This window comes from Kribbella qitaiheensis (assembly GCF_014217565.1).
Taxonomy (GTDB): Bacteria; Actinomycetota; Actinomycetes; order Propionibacteriales; family Kribbellaceae; genus Kribbella; species Kribbella qitaiheensis_A.
The window spans coordinates 7,493,387-7,507,724 of record NZ_CP043661.1 but is presented as its reverse complement, the minus strand read 5'-3'; the positions used below and the strand labels follow the sequence as shown (position 1 = coordinate 7,507,724).

The window sequence follows — 14,338 nt, the reverse complement described above, 5'->3', positions numbered from 1 at the left end:
GGTTCCCGAGGGGGCGTGATTCGGGATGGCTGGTGTGGGGCGGCTCGCGGCGTTGCCGTGCGGCAAGGTGTCGAAGTGGATAGTGCTGGCGCTGTGGATCATCGCGGTCGGCGTCTGCGTCAGTCCGGCGAGCAAGCTGACCGGTGCGCAGGAGAACGACGCTGTGGCCTGGCTACCGGGCAACGCCGAGTCCACCGAGGTACTGAAGGCGACAGCCCAGTTCTCCTCGCCTGACGAGATCCCTGCCGTGCTGGTCTACGAACGGCCCGAGGGAGTCACTCCGGCGGACCAGCAGGCCGTCGCGAGCCACGTCGGGCAGTACGGGAAGCTCCAGGACGTCGACCGCGACGTGATCGGACCTATCCCCTCGGAGGACGGCAAGGCGTTGCAGGTGCTCGTGCCGATCAACGCTGGAGCAGGCGGCTGGGACACGATCGGCGCAAGGGCCGACGACATTCGCCGCGTGGCGGCCGACCGGCCTGACGGCTTGTCGTTCCACCTGACCGGGCCGGGTGGGTTCGCGGCTGACTCGCAAGAGGCCTTCGCCGGCATCGACGGCAAGCTGCTGTACTCCGCGGCCGCGGTCGTCATCATCATCCTGCTGCTCACCTATCGCAGCCCCGTGCTGTGGTTGTTGCCGCTCATCTCGGCCGGCACCGCGCTGTTCGCCGCCCAGGCAGTCATCTACCTCCTGGCGACCAAGGCAGATCTGACTGTCAACGCACAGAGCGCAGGGATCCTGACAGTGCTCGTATTCGGTGCGGGGACGGACTATGCCCTGCTACTGATAGCGCGCTATCGAGAAGAGCTCCGTCGACATCAGGATCGCCACGAAGCGATGGCCTTCGCACTGCATCGGTCTGGCCCGGCCATCTTCGCCTCTGGTTCGACTGTTGTCGCAGGGATGCTCTGTCTGTTGCTGGCCTCGATGAACTCGACCAGCGGCCTCGGACCGGTAGCAGCAGTAGGCATCGTTGTCGCACTGCTGGCCATGCTCACACTGCTGCCGGCACTGCTCGTGGTGTGCGGTCGCTGGGTGTTCTGGCCGCTCCGGCCGACCTACGGCTCGGAGGACCACACAGAGACGAGCCTGTGGGGACGGATCGGCCGCCGCATCGCAGTACGGCCGCGGCTCACCTGGGTGACAACCACTGTCATCCTTGGCGCTGCAGCGCTCGGCATGCTGACGCTTGACGCCAACGGACTGACGAACGAAGAGTCCTTCACCGGTACTCCGGACTCGGTGGTCGGCGAGAAGATCGTGGCCGCCCACTTCCCTGCCGGAGCGGGCAACCCACTCGTGGTGGTGAGCAACGCCGATCAGGCGGCAGCAGTCCGTACTGCGATGTCCTCCACGCAGGGGATCGCGCAGGTAGCCGAGCCGAAGGTCTCCGGCGGAGTGGCATACCTCGAAGGCACCATGACGGACGCAGTCGACACCCAGGCGGCCAAGGACACGGTGGATCGCGTGCGGACCGCAGTACACGCAGTGCCTCGCGCTGACGCCCGGGCTGGTGGTGGTGCTGCGATCCTGCTGGACACACGGCGAGCGTCTGATCACGACAACAAGGTGATCATCCCCGTGGTGCTTGCCGTCGTGCTGCTGATCCTCGCTCTGCTGCTGCGGGCCATCGTTGCTCCGCTGTTGCTGGTGGCAACGGTGGTGCTGTCGTTCGGCGCAGCGCTGGGCCTCAGTGCATTGGTGTTCCATCACCTGCTCGGCTTCGAGGGCGCGGACACCTCGCTGCCGTTGTTCGTCTTCGTCTTCCTGGTTGCCCTAGGCATCGACTACAACATCTTCCTGATGACCCGGGTGCACGAGGAGTCGAAGGTCCACGGCACCACGCGCGGTGCGCTGATCGGCGTCGCAGCGACCGGTGGGGTGATCACCTCGGCCGGGCTCGTCCTGGCCGGCACCTTCGCCGTACTGGCCACCATGCCGGTGGTCGCGTTCGCGGAGATCGGTCTCGCGGTCGCGCTCGGTGTCCTGCTGGACACCATCGTGGTCCGCTCGGTACTGGTGACCGCGCTCAACCTGGACATCGGCAGGCACCTGTGGTGGCCGAGCAAGCTGGCCGCGAAACGTGATCCGGAGATCGTCGACGAACTGCCCGAACCGGAGCCCGAGCGGTCGATGGCCGGCAGCTGAGCCGGAGCTCAGCCTCGCCAGGAGGAAGCTGAGCGGGGCTTCAGCGCTCGCTGGGAGGCAGCTGGAGGTGAGCCCAGACGGCACGCCACACGGTCTTGGCGTGCTCCCCCTCGGCCAGTGCCTCGGTGACCGTACGACCACCGAGGCCACTCACCACCTGGGTCTCCGCCCAAGTGCGCGAGTAGGCGGGACCTAGATGGCGATCCATCCGGTCCCAGAACTCCGTCAGCCTCATGCCTGCCCGTCGTTGTCCGGACGGTCACTGCCGCCCTGTTGTCCACCCTGTTGCGGCGGCTTCCCCCAGCCACCTTGCTGCGGCGGCTGACCCTGCTTAGGCGGCCCCTGCTGCTGGGGCGGTCCCTGCGGGGGCTGCTGCTGAGGCGGTTGTCCCTGCGGACCAGGCTGTCCCCAACCGCCCTGACCCTGCTGAGGCGGCTGCCCGTACTGCGGCGGCTGACCCCACTGGCCCGGCTGCGGCTGACCTGGCCGCTGCTGACCAGGGTACTGACCCGGCTGCGGTTGACCCGGGTACTGCGGCTGCCCCTGCGGCTGCCCCTGCGGCCCAGGACCGCCCGGTTGACCGTGCTGCGGTCCGCCCGGCTGCTGCTGCCCGTACTGCGGTCCGCCCGGACCCGGCTGGCCATACTGACCCTGGCCCGGCTGACCGCCGTACTGGGGTCCCCACTGGCCCTGCTGCGGCTGACCTGGGTACTGCCCGTACTGGCCGCCGTACTGCTGCTGTTGCGCGGCCGCCTTGCGACGCCGCAGTACGAGGAACACCACGCCGGCCGCGATCAGCAGCAACACGATGATGAGAATGACCGCCCACAGCGGGAAGCTACTGCCGGTCTCAGAGGTCAGGTCGACGTTGCCGAGCTTGTCGAGGCTGTCGTACGTCGCGGTGCTGCCGCTGACCTTGGCACCGGAGTCGTGCGCGGTGATCTTGCCCGGCATGCTGATCTTGAAGCTGATCACCGGCGTACTCCCGGCCGTGGTAGTGCCCAGATCCATTCCCTTGACGGTGACGTGGATCTTGTCGCCTTCCTTGCGGAACCCGACGCCGTCGTCCGTGCTCGTGCCCATCTTGCTGAACGGCACGTTGTCGAACTTGCAGTCGGACCCGACGTACTTGTCGTCCTCGTAGGACTTACAGGTGACGCCGTCGGTGGTGGTCTGTTTGATCCCCTGCTCCACCTGCTCGCGGATCTTGTCGAGCGACTGGCCGCTGGACTCGACCAACTGCATGTCGACCCCGATCTTCATCGACCCCGAGACGGTCTCGTTCGAGTGCACCTCGAGGTCGGCATCGATCTTCACGCAGCCGGTCAGCGCGACCAGGCAGGCCACGATGAGGAGCGCAGCACGCAGGCGGTTCTTCATGTCGCCGATCATTCCAGAAGATGGGGACACTTCGGCGGCCGGTGTCACCGCCCCGAAGTCATGGTGCGGAAACTGTCGGCGGCACCCGGCAAGATGGGGGACGTGCAGAGATCCACCGCGTTCAGCCGGTTCTCGCCCGCGACCCGGGCGTGGTTCGGCGACGTCTTCGAGGCGGCCACCCCGGCCCAGCTCGAGGCGTGGGACGCCATCACCGCGGGCCGGGACGCGCTGGTCGTCGCCCCGACCGGTTCCGGGAAGACGCTGGCCGCCTTCCTCTGGGCGCTCGACCGGCTGGCCACCGTGCCGCCACCGGACGACCCCAAGCTGCGCTGCCGGGTGCTGTACGTGTCGCCGATGAAGGCCCTCGCCGTCGACGTCGAGCGAAACCTGCGGGCTCCGCTGATCGGCATCCGCGAGACCGCCCGCCGACTCGGTGAAGCCCCGCGAGACGTCGAGGTAGCGGTCCGCTCCGGCGACACCCCGGCGAACGAACGGCGCCGGTTCGCGACCAAGCCGTCCGACATCCTGATCACGACTCCCGAATCGCTATTCCTGCTGCTCACCTCGCAGGCACGCGAGTCGCTGCGCGGCGTGGAGACCGTCATCGTCGACGAGGTGCACGCCGTCGCCGGCACCAAGCGCGGCGCGCATCTCGCCCTGACGTTGGAGCGCCTCGACACGCTGCTGCCCAAGCCCGCCCAGCGGATCGGGTTGTCGGCGACCGTCCGGCCGGTAGAAGAGGTGGCCCGGTTCCTGGGTGGCGAGCGGCCGGTGACTGTGGTGCAACCCAAGTTCACCAAGCAGTGGGACCTGAGCGTCGTCGTGCCGGTTGAGGACATGGCCGAGTTGGCCAACACCGAGATCGAGACTTCCGGCTCCGCAGCCGGGCCGCCGCGGCATGCGTCGATCTGGCCGCACGTCGAGGAGCACGTGTTCGACCTGATCTCGGCGCACACCTCCACCATCGTCTTCTCGAACTCGCGCCGCCTCGCGGAGCGGCTGACAGCCAGGCTGAACGAGATCGCGGCCGAACGGGCCGAGCTGGAGCTGGCGGTCGAGGGCTCCCCCGCGCAACTGATGGCGCAATCGGGTGCATCGCTCGCCGCGCCGCCGCTGATCGCCAAGGCTCATCACGGATCGGTGAGCAAGGAGCAGCGCGGACTGATCGAGGCCGATCTGAAGTCCGGCCGACTCCCCTGCGTCGTCGCGACGAGCAGCCTGGAGCTCGGCATCGACATGGGCGCGGTCGATCTGGTCATCCAGGTCGAGGCCCCGCCCTCGGTCGCGAGCGGCCTTCAGCGGGTCGGTCGCGCCGGACACCAGGTCGGCGCCGTCTCGCGCGGGGTGCTCTTCCCCAAGTTCCGGGGTGATCTGGTCGACACGGCCCGTGGTGGTCCAGCGGATGCGCGACGGCCTGATCGAGAGCCTGCACATCCCGGCCAACCCGCTCGACGTCCTCGCCCAGCAGATCGTCTCGATCGTTGCCCTCGACACCATCGACGTCGAGGAGCTCTACACCCTCGTACGCCGGTGCGCCGCGTTCGCGAGCTTGCCCCGCTCGGCGTACGACGGGGTGCTCGACATGCTCTCGGGGCGCTACCCGTCGGACGAGTTCGCCGAGCTGCGGCCGAGGATCGTCTTCGACCGGGTCAGCGGCGAGATCTCCGGCCGGCCGGGTGCGCAGCGGCTGGCGGTCACCAGCGGCGGCACGATCCCGGACCGCGGTCTGTTCGGCGTCTTCCTGGTCGGCGAGTCCACGAATCACCGCGTCGGCGAGCTGGACGAGGAGATGGTCTACGAGTCGCGCGTCGGCGACGTGTTCACCCTCGGCGCCTCCAGCTGGCGGATCGAGGACATCACCCACGACCGGGTGCTGGTCTCCCCCGCGCCTGGTCAGCCCGGGCGGCTCCCGTTCTGGAAGGGCGATGCCGTCGGCCGTCCGGCTGAGCTCGGAGCAGCGACGGGCGCGTTCGTGCGGACGATGGCCGCGCTGCCGGCCGCGAAGGCGGTCAAGCGCGCCCGCGACGCGGGGCTCGACGAGTTCGCGGCCAACAACCTGGTCGCGTATCTGGCCGAGCAGAAGCAAGCCACCAGCCGGGTTCCGGACGACATCACCATCCTGGTCGAGCGGTTCCGCGACGAGCTGGGCGACTGGCGGGTCTGCATCCATTCGCCCCACGGCGGTCAGGTCCACGGGCCTTGGGCGCTCGCGATCGCAGCCCGTTTGCGCGAGCGGTACGGGATGGACGCGCAGTCGGTGTCCGGCGACGACGGCATCGTGCTGCGGCTGCCGGAGACGGACGAGGCGCCGCCTGGCGCCGAGCTGGTGCTGTTCGATCCGGCGGAGATCGAGGACATCATCACCGCCGAGGTCGGCGGCTCCGCGCTGTTCGCCGCGCGCTTCCGTGAATGCGCGGCCCGAGCGCTGCTGCTGCCGAGGCGCAACCCTGGCAAACGGTCGCCACTGTGGCAACAGAGGCAGCGATCGGCGCAACTGCTCAGTGTCGCCAGCAAGTACGGGTCGTTCCCAATCGTTCTGGAGACCCTGCGCGAGGTGCTGCAGGACGTCTACGACCTGGACGCGCTGAAGGATCTGCTGACCGGAATCGGCGAGCGCCGCATCTCCGTGGTCGAGGTGGAGACGACCGAGGCATCACCGTTCGCCAAGTCGCTGCTGTTCGGTTACGTGGGCGCTTTCATGTACGAGGGCGATACTCCGCTCGCCGAGAAGCGCGCCGCCGCACTGTCGCTGGACCAGGGCCTGCTCGCCGAGTTGCTGGGTCGGACCGAGCTGCGCGAGCTGCTCGACGCCGAGGTCGTGCTGCGCACCGAGGCCGAGCTGCAGCGGCTGGCCGAGGACCGTCGCGCCCGCGATGCGGAAGGGCTGTTCGACGTACTACGGATGGTCGGACCGCTCTCGGTCTCCGAGGCAACCCAGCGATGTGTCGACGGCGCCGATCCAGAGACCTGGTTGACCGAGCTGGCCGCCGCCCGCCGAGTCGTCCGGGTCCGGATCGCCGGCGAGCACCGCTGGGCCGTGGTCGAGGATGTCGCCCGCCTGCGCGATGCCCTGGGTGTGCCGCTGCCGCCTGGTGTGGCCGAAGCTCACGCGGAGCCAGTGGCCGATCCGCTCGGCGACCTAGTCTCGCGGTATGCCCGAACGCACGGGCCGTTCCGAGCTGTTGACCTCGCCACGCACCTCGGGACAGGCGTCGCGGTCGTGACCGACGCACTTCGCCGGCTGAGCGCTGCCGGACGAGTGGTCGAGGGCGAGTTCCTGCCCGGCGGCATGGCGATGGAGTGGTGCGACAGCGAGGTGCTGCGGCTGCTGCGACGCCGGTCTCTCGCCGCGCTTCGCAAGGAGGTCGAGCCGGTCGACCCCGCGGTACTGGCCCGGTTCCTGCCCGCCTGGCAGGGCATCACGAGCAGCCGAGGACGCGGGTACGACGTGCTGCTGGGCGCGGTCGAGCAGCTCGCAGGATGCGCTGTGCCTGCGTCTGCGCTCGAATCGATCGTGCTCCCGTCGCGTGTGCCTGGGTACCAGCCATCCATGTTGGACGAGCTGACTGCCACCGGTGAGGTGATCTGGGCCGGCGCGGGTTCGCTGCCGGGCACGGACGGCTGGGTCTCACTGCATCTGGCGGACAACTGCGATCTCACGCTGCCCGATCCGGATCCGACCTTCGAACTGGGCGAGACCCATCAGGCTGTGCTCGACGCCCTGTCCAGCGGTGGCGCGTATTTCTTCCGGCAACTCAGCGATCTCGTCGGCTCGACCGCCGGTGTGGTCGATGACGAAACGATGGTCGGCGTGCTGTGGGACCTGGTCTGGGCCGGCCAACTCACCAACGACACCCTGGCGCCGGTTCGCTCATTGGTCGGAGGGGGCCGCGGCAGCCATCGAACCCGCCGTACTACGCCTCGCGCACGCCCCGGTCGCACGCTGCGGCCAGGACGCCCTGCGATGCCGTCGCGCAGCGGCCCCCCGAACGCCGGCGGCCGGTGGTCGTTGCTTCCCGAACGCAATCCGGATGCCACTCGCCGGGCGCATGCTGCCGCGGAGACGCTGCTCGACCGGTACGGGATCGTCACTCGGGGTTCGGTGATCACCGAGCGCACGCCGGGTGGGTTCGCTGCCGTCTACAAGGTGCTGAGCGCCTTCGAGGAGTCGGGTCGCTGTCGTCGTGGGTACTTCGTTGCCGGGCTCGGTGCTGCCCAGTTCGCATTGCCCGGCGCGGTCGACCGGCTACGGGCGATGGCGGAGCTGCCCGGAACCGCTGGCACCCCCAATCTCGGTCCGGCCGGTCCTGGTTCCGCCGGTCTTCGCTCGGCGGGTCGTGCTGGGAAGGAGGAGCCGGCCGCGCGAGCCGTAGTACTGGCTGCCTCGGATCCGGCTAACCCCTATGGGGCCGCGCTGCCATGGCCTGAGCGGGACGGGCACCGGCCAGGGCGGAAAGCAGGGGCGCTGGTGATGCTCGTGGACGGTCGGTTGATCGTGTACGTCGAGCGCGGTGGGCGGACGGTGCTGAGCTTCACCGAGGATCCCGAATTGCTGCAGCCGGCGGTTGACGCGCTGGCCTTGGCGATCAGGGACGGTCATCTGGGCAAGCTGAGTGTGGAGACAGCTGACGGCGAGCAGGTCCGGCATACGGCGTTCGGGGATGCCTTGGCCAAGGCCGGCTTCCACGCGACGCCGCGGGGCCTGCGATTGAGGGCGTGAGCGATGCCTGAGGGCGACACCGTGTGGCGGGCGGCGAAGCGCCTGAATCAGGCGCTGGCCGGGCAGGAACTGGTCCGGACGGACTTCCGCGTGCCGACGCTGGCGACGACCGACCTCAGCGGCCGGACGGTGCTGGAGGTAGTTGCACGCGGCAAACATCTGCTGACCCGGTTGTCCGGCGGGCTGACGATCCATACCCACTTCCGGTTGGAGGGCAGCTGGCATCTGTACCGGGCAGGCGAACGATGGCGAGGCGGACCCGACTTCCAGGTGAGAGTCGTCCTGGAGACCGCGAACTGGACAGCCGTCGGATACCGCCTGCCGGTGCTCGAACTGGTGGCTACCGACGCCGAAGACGACGTGGTCGGGCACCTCGGACCCGACCTGCTCTCCCCCGACTTCGACCGTTCCACCGCGATCGCGAATCTCGCCGCCGAACCGTCAAGGACCATCAGCGAAGCGCTGCTGGATCAGCGCAATCTGGCCGGGATCGGGAACTTCTACCGCATCGAGGTGTGCTTCCTGCTCGGGCTGCACCCCTGGCGACCCGTCTCCTCGGTCGACCTCGGCGCGGCCGTCGATCTCAGCCGCCGGCTGATGAAGGCGAACCTCCGCAACGGCACCCAGGTCAGTACTGGCGTGGATCGCCCGGGCCGGCGCACCTGGGTGTTCGAGCGAGCCGGCAAACCCTGCCGCCGCTGCGCCACCACGATCCAGACGGCCCCGATCGGAGAACCACCCCGCGAACGCGTCACCCACTGGTGCCCGGTCTGCCAACCCGCCCTCTGACACCTTCACCGAAGGTGAACCAGTACCGCCGGGTCGGCCCCAGCCAGGTTTCCCGGATGTCCTCCAGTACGCCGCCGTTGCGCTCGATCGTCCGCGCCGAAGCCAGGTTGTCCTCGTCGCAGGTGACGAGGACTCGGTCCATCCCCTGCTCCCGGGCGACCTCGAGCACCCGGCCGAGGGCCCAGGTCGCCAGTCCCCGTCCGCGCGCCGACGGGCGGACGCTGTACCCGATGTGGCCGCCGCCCTCGAGCAACTTGTCTGTGAGTGTGTGCAGGAGCGTGACCGCGCCGAGGTACTTGCCGTCCTCAACAATCCATCGGTAGGTCGCATGCGCCCGGTCGAGCTTACGAGAGTCGTCACTCGACTCTCTCAGCCGCTCGACCCAGGCGCTGAACCCTTCGACCGTGACCACGTCGTCCCCGGCCTCGTGCATGCCGGTCCCTTCCTGGTACTTGCCGCCCCACTCCGCCGACGACTCCAGCCAGGACCCGTGCAACTCGACTGTCGGCTCGATCAGCTCAGGCATGGCGTGATCCTACGGGGACTGTGGATAACCCGCCGCACCCGTGAGAAGCCGGATATCTTCTCTGACGCATCGAACATTTGTTCGGTTTCGAGAGGGGAAGATATGTGCTTCAAGTGCGGTGGGATGACCGGCGACGAGTACGACCGGCGGCTTGGCCGCGACATCATGAGACACGGGTGGACGGTGCAGCACGTGGACGGCGACGGGGATCGCAATCCGTCCTTCGCCTACACGCTGGGGCTGAGCCTGCACGGGCATCCGGAGTTCATCGTCTTCGACTGCTTTCCGAACCCGGCCTATCGGGCGCTGGAGCCGCTGGCGATCGCCGTGCTGGCCGGCCGCCGGTTCGACGAAGGGGGCGATCTCAGCGGGCTGTATGTCGGCCGTCCGCAACTGCTTCGGCTACCGGACTCGACCACCCATCTGCTGACGGCCAACGACATGTTCAGGCAGCCGGGTGGACCGCCGATTCGCGCGCTGCAACTGCTGTGGCCGACCTCGGTACGGCAACTGGCCGACGTGATCGACCGGCCGGACCGGGACGAGGAGGCGCGGTGAGCCCGCTGACGGCGCGCAGAGACAGCCGGCGAACGAAGTACGGGGTGACGCCTGGAAAGGCGTCTGGGCAGCGGGCAGCGGGCCGCTCAGGCCGCCGAGGCGACAACCGCGGGCTCGATGCTCGGGTGCGCCAGCACCAGGGCCTCTTCGCGGGCCAGATCTTCGCTCACTTCGGCGAAGATCGTCGACAGCGGCACATCCAGCGCCGTGCAGATGGCCGCGAGCAGCTCACTCGAGGCTTCCTTCTGACCGCGCTCGACCTCGGACAGATAACCGAGACTCACCCGGGCATCGGCAGACACCTCGCGCAACGTGCGCCCCTGGCGCAGCCGCTTACGCCGCAGGACGTCGCCCAGCAGGCCACGAACCAGCACCATGAGGTTTCTCCCTTCCGCCTGTCGGACCGAACCTACTCGCACGGTAGCTCGGTCGTGAGGACCAACGGTACCCGTTGCCGGGTCACTACTCCTCGCAATGTCCAGCTTCGGTGCGCCGTGCCAGTCTGCCCTACCTGTTCCCATGCTGGTCTCAACACACCGATCAGGCTGGTTCTTCCGCCACCAGTTCGACGGCCAGTTCGAGAACACCCTGGACGCTGCCCCTTCGGACCGCCTCCCGGTCACCGCTCAGGGACAACTTGCGGACCCGAACGCCCGTCGGTCCGGCGACTCCCACGTAGACAGCGCCCGCCTCGATGCCGTCCTGCGGGTCCGGTCCGGCCACACCGGTGGTCGCCAGCCCGTAGGTGGCCCCAAGCCGCTCCCGTACGCCGGAGGCGAGAGCTGCGGCCGTGTCCGGATGAACCGGGCCGACGTCCGCCAGCAGGTCCGCCGGGACACCGGCGAGCGTCGCTTTCAGGTCGGTCGCGTAGACGATCACGCCACCTCGATAGATCGCCGAGATGCCGGGCACGTCTGTCAGCGCCGCACCCACCATGCCGCCGGTCAGCGACTCCGCGGTGGCAAGCGTCGCGCCTCGCTCCCGCACCAATTCGATCAGCTTGTGCAGAGCGGCCTGAGATTCGTCGCGGGTCATGGCAGCGGACGCTTGGCGGCCGCGCGGAGGCGGAGGGCCCGGCCGACGTAGTCCAGTCCCGTGACGAGGGTGACGATCACGGCAGCGGCCATGAAAACGACGGCGGTCCAGTGCAGGACGGCCACCGAGTGCCAGGGAAGGAGGTAGAGGCCCAAGGCGATCGCCTGCAGGACGGTCTTCAGTTTGCCCCCGCGGCTGGCCGGCATCACGCCGTGCCGGATCACCCAGAACCGGAGCGCGGTCACGCCCCATTCGCGCACCATCACGACGATGGTCACCCACCACGGCAGGTCGCCGAGGATGGACAGCCCGATGAACGCGGCCCCGGTCAGTGCCTTGTCGGCGATCGGGTCGGCGATCTTGCCGAAGTTGGTGACCATGTTCCAGCGCCGGGCGATGTCGCCGTCGAACCGGTCGGTGACGATGGCCACCACGAAGGCGGCCGTCGCGAGCAGCCGGTTGCCGTCGGCACCGCCACTGTCGCGGAGCAGCAGCCAGACGAACAGCGGCACGAGTACGAGCCGCAGCACAGTCAGCGCGTTGGCCACGTTCCAGGCACTCGGCGCGCTGAGCGGGCCGGCGGCCGCGCGCGGCACCGGGTTCGTCGGCGGGATCGTCACGCGGTCAGGTTAGCTGCCGGGACGCCTTCCCGGGCGGCCACGTGCGCGGCGAACTCGACGATCAGGTCCACTCCTTCGCTGCCGACCACCTCGGCGGTAACCAGGTCACCGACACCCAGACCCTCCGGAAGGTCCGTCAGGGTGCACGAACCGTCGACCTCGGGGCCCTGATGAGCGGCGCGACCCTCGGCCGTGTCGCCGTCGATCGACTCGATCAGGATCTCGACCGTCTCGCCGATCCGGGCCTCGGCGCGGGCCGAGGTCACGTCCTCCGCGAGCCGGGTGACCCGGTCGAGCCGGGCGGCGATCGTGTCCTCGTCCAGCTTGCCGTCGTACGTCTCCGCCTCGGTGCCGTCCTCGTCCGAGTACCCGAACACCCCGATCGCGTCCAGTCCGGCGCGGGCGAGGAAGTCGCAGAGAATGTCCACATCCTCCTCGGTCTCCCCCGGGAACCCGACGATCACGTTGCTCCGGATGCCGGCGGTCGGCGCCTGCGCACGGACCAGCTCGATCAGCTCCAGGAAACGCTCCGCGTCACCGAACCGGCGCATCCGCCGCAGCAATGGCCCAGAGGCATGCTGGAAGGAGAGATCGAAGTACGGGACGACGCCGGGCGTCGAGGCCATCGCGCTGATCAGCGTCGGGCGCATCTCGGCCGGCTGCAGGTACGACACACGTACCCGGGTCAGGCCGGGGACGGCCGCGATCTCGCCGACGAGGGTCTCCAGCAACCGCAGGTCGCCCAGATCCTTGCCGTACGAGGTGGAGTTCTCGGAGACCAGGAAGACCTCGCGGACGCCGTTCTCGGCCAGCCAGTGGGCCTCGCCGAGCACCTCGGTCGGGCGACGCGAGACGAACGCACCGCGGAAGGCGGGGATCGCGCAGAACGCGCAACGACGGTCGCAACCCGACGCGAGCTTCAGCGGCGCCATCGGTCCGCCGTCGAGACGGCGACGCATCACCCGAGGGCCACTGGCCGGCGCGGACTGCAGATCAGGGGCATCGATGGTCAGCTCACGCTCGGAGGCCTTGACCGTCCGGCCCTTCAACTCACGATCCGTCGCGCCATCGGTGAGTTCGGCTCGGGTGACGCCCGCGGCCTCGAGCTCGGCGTCGGTCAGGTCCTGGCCGTCGAGCACACCGAATTCACGGCTCACCGGAGTCAGCGGGCGAGCAGCAGCGTCGCCATGGCCCGGGAGCGCGACGCCGGTGGCGGCGGCGCGGTCGGCCGGGGCGAGCGGCAGCAGTTTGCGGCGGTCGCGCGGGACGTGGGACTGATGCTTGTTGCCGGCGAGGATCGAGCGCAGGCGCTCGGAGATGTCCGCGTAGTCGTCGAAGCCCAGCACGGCGTCGGTCTCGGGCAGGGCCTCGGCCAACTGCTCGCCGTACCGCTCGGCGAGGCAGCCGACGGCCACCACGGCCTGGGTCCGGCCGGAGTCCTTATAGTCGGATGCGGCCAACAGCGTGTCGACCGAATCCTTCTTGGCAGCCTCGACGAAACCGCAGGTGTTCACCACCACGGTGTCCGCCTCGGCGGCATCGTCGACGAGGCGGAATCCGCCGGCCTCGAGCCGGCCGGCCAGTTCCTCGGAGTCGACGTCGTTGCGGGCACAGCCCAGCGTGACCAGGGCGACGGTGGTGGGAGTGTTAGTCATCACCCACGAGTATGACTGCTCCGCCCACCCCACAGAAACCAGCCACCACCCAGTGCGGGACTACTTGTCCTTTTGGATGGCGCCGGTGGGGGTGATAGTGAAGCGTTTGGACTTCGGGGCGGCCGGCTTGTCGTTGATGTGGATGGTGATGTTGGCCAGCGAGCCGAGGGTGACCCGGATGGAGCCCGGGTAGACGACGGTCTGCGAGGAGCCGGGACCGAGAAGGCCCTGGAAGAGCTTGAGGCCGTGGAAGTTCCGCAGGGTGACGTACGAGCCGTCCTTGGTGGCCGTGAGGGTCAGCTTGACCTTCTTCGTCACCGGCTTGGCCGGCTTCACGGGTGGCTTCGCGACCGTCTTGGTGACGGTCGGCTTGGCACTCGGCGTGGTCACGGCGACCGTCGGCGTGGTGCGCGACGCGTTCGCCTCGACGTCGCTGGGCAGCGTGAAGAGACGGATCATCCCCCAGCCCATCAGGCAGACGAGGATCGCACCGACGACGAGCGTCCAGCGCGGTCTGGCGGGGTGCAGGGACGGGCTCTTCGCCGTCAGACGTTCCTCGCGACGGCCCCGATCGGGGTCCACCGCCGGATGCGTCTCGTCGTACTTCGCCAGCAAGACGTCCGGATCGGCCTTCACGACCCGCGCGATCGAGCGGATATGCCCGCGGGCATAGAAGTTACCGCCGCAGCGGGCGAAATCGTCGGCTTCCATGGCGGTGAGCAGGCCGGATCTGATCCTGGTCGCGGCGCTCAACTGCTCGATCGTCATGCCGGCCCGTTCGCGGGCCGCCATGAGCTCAGTGCCGATGCTCACGTCCTCACCGCCTCTCCACCGTCCGCATGTTCTAGGGTCCGTCGACTTCACTAGTCAACGGTCGCGGGCCGACGGGGTCACGCCAGGCTCAGG

Annotated in this window: 11 protein-coding genes and 1 pseudogene; 4 read left to right on the top strand and 8 right to left on the bottom strand. The window is 68.8% G+C overall.

The features are described 5' to 3' along the window. Positions 1 to 25: 25 nt before the first annotated feature. Positions 26 to 2,149 (top strand): MMPL family transporter, encoded by a 2,124-nt coding sequence (locus F1D05_RS35565; RefSeq protein ID WP_185444643.1) that lies wholly within the window; start codon positions 26 to 28, stop codon positions 2,147 to 2,149. A gap of 40 nt (positions 2,150 to 2,189) precedes the next feature. Here the strand turns inward: F1D05_RS35565 and F1D05_RS35560 are convergent, their stop codons facing one another. Beyond that, entirely contained in the window at positions 2,190 to 2,384 is a 195-nt protein-coding gene (locus F1D05_RS35560; RefSeq protein WP_185444642.1) for a DUF3046 domain-containing protein, read from the bottom strand. Beyond that, positions 2,381 to 3,529, bottom strand: a complete 1,149-nt coding sequence (locus tag F1D05_RS35555; protein WP_185444641.1) for an LppM family (lipo)protein — start codon at positions 3,527 to 3,529, stop codon at positions 2,381 to 2,383. The genes F1D05_RS35560 and F1D05_RS35555 overlap by 4 nt, the downstream gene beginning before the upstream one ends. A gap of 93 nt (positions 3,530 to 3,622) precedes the next feature. Between F1D05_RS35555 and F1D05_RS35550 the strand changes: the two are divergent. Continuing rightward, positions 3,623 to 8,249 (top strand): annotated as a pseudogene (locus F1D05_RS35550) (ATP-dependent helicase). 3 nt (positions 8,250 to 8,252) lie between these two features. Beyond that, positions 8,253 to 9,038 (top strand): Fpg/Nei family DNA glycosylase, encoded by a 786-nt coding sequence (locus F1D05_RS35545; protein WP_185444640.1) that lies wholly within the window; start codon positions 8,253 to 8,255, stop codon positions 9,036 to 9,038. On the opposite strand, the gene F1D05_RS35540 is transcribed toward F1D05_RS35545, so the two are convergent. Further along, a complete protein-coding gene (locus tag F1D05_RS35540; protein WP_185444639.1) occupies positions 9,001 to 9,564 on the bottom strand; it encodes a GNAT family N-acetyltransferase in 564 nt (187 codons plus the stop codon). The genes F1D05_RS35545 and F1D05_RS35540 overlap by 38 nt on opposite strands. A 123-nt stretch (positions 9,565 to 9,687) precedes the next feature. Here F1D05_RS35540 and F1D05_RS35535 point away from each other — a divergent pair, with 123 nt between their 5' ends. Then, the gene (locus F1D05_RS35535; protein WP_185444638.1) at positions 9,688 to 10,122 is read left to right on the top strand and encodes a DUF4262 domain-containing protein; all 435 of its coding nucleotides are present in this window, start codon (positions 9,688 to 9,690) and stop codon (positions 10,120 to 10,122) included. 86 nt (positions 10,123 to 10,208) lie between these two features. Here the strand turns inward: F1D05_RS35535 and F1D05_RS35530 are convergent, their stop codons facing one another. From F1D05_RS35530 to F1D05_RS35510, 5 genes are all read right to left on the bottom strand, one after another. Further along, entirely contained in the window at positions 10,209 to 10,499 is a 291-nt protein-coding gene (locus tag F1D05_RS35530) for a helix-turn-helix domain-containing protein (RefSeq protein WP_185444637.1), read from the bottom strand. A 163-nt stretch (positions 10,500 to 10,662) separates the two neighbouring features. Further along, positions 10,663 to 11,157 (bottom strand): CinA family protein, encoded by a 495-nt coding sequence (locus F1D05_RS35525; protein ID WP_185444636.1) that lies wholly within the window; start codon positions 11,155 to 11,157, stop codon positions 10,663 to 10,665. After that, entirely contained in the window at positions 11,154 to 11,777 is a 624-nt protein-coding gene (pgsA, locus tag F1D05_RS35520; protein WP_185444635.1) for a CDP-diacylglycerol--glycerol-3-phosphate 3-phosphatidyltransferase, read from the bottom strand. Before pgsA ends, F1D05_RS35525 begins: the two co-directional genes overlap by 4 nt. Next, complete coding sequence (gene rimO / locus F1D05_RS35515; protein ID WP_185444634.1) at positions 11,774 to 13,432, bottom strand: 30S ribosomal protein S12 methylthiotransferase RimO; 1,659 nt, start codon at positions 13,430 to 13,432, stop codon at positions 11,774 to 11,776. Before rimO ends, pgsA begins: the two co-directional genes overlap by 4 nt. Positions 13,433 to 13,492: 60 nt before the next feature. Continuing rightward, positions 13,493 to 14,245 carry a helix-turn-helix domain-containing protein gene (locus F1D05_RS35510; RefSeq protein ID WP_246486239.1) on the bottom strand — a complete coding sequence of 251 codons (753 nt, stop codon included), beginning with the start codon at positions 14,243 to 14,245 and terminating at the stop codon, positions 13,493 to 13,495. Positions 14,246 to 14,338: the final 93 nt, after the last annotated feature.

What these genes read in the sequence shown, in the direction of transcription:
- rimO (WP_185444634.1), bottom strand. Translation starts at nt 13,432, where the DNA reads ATGACTAACACTCCCACCACCGTCGCCCTGGTCACGCTGGGCTGTGCC.
- F1D05_RS35535 (WP_185444638.1), top strand. Translation starts at nt 9,688, where the DNA reads ATGACCGGCGACGAGTACGACCGGCGGCTTGGCCGCGACATCATGAGA.
- F1D05_RS35560 (WP_185444642.1), bottom strand. Translation starts at nt 2,384, where the DNA reads ATGAGGCTGACGGAGTTCTGGGACCGGATGGATCGCCATCTAGGTCCC.
- F1D05_RS35545 (WP_185444640.1), top strand. Translation starts at nt 8,253, where the DNA reads ATGCCTGAGGGCGACACCGTGTGGCGGGCGGCGAAGCGCCTGAATCAG.
- F1D05_RS35565 (WP_185444643.1), top strand. Translation starts at nt 26, where the DNA reads ATGGCTGGTGTGGGGCGGCTCGCGGCGTTGCCGTGCGGCAAGGTGTCG.
- F1D05_RS35555 (WP_185444641.1), bottom strand. Translation starts at nt 3,529, where the DNA reads ATGAAGAACCGCCTGCGTGCTGCGCTCCTCATCGTGGCCTGCCTGGTC.
- F1D05_RS35530 (WP_185444637.1), bottom strand. Translation starts at nt 10,499, where the DNA reads ATGGTGCTGGTTCGTGGCCTGCTGGGCGACGTCCTGCGGCGTAAGCGG.
- F1D05_RS35540 (WP_185444639.1), bottom strand. Translation starts at nt 9,564, where the DNA reads ATGCCTGAGCTGATCGAGCCGACAGTCGAGTTGCACGGGTCCTGGCTG.
- F1D05_RS35525 (WP_185444636.1), bottom strand. Translation starts at nt 11,157, where the DNA reads ATGACCCGCGACGAATCTCAGGCCGCTCTGCACAAGCTGATCGAATTG.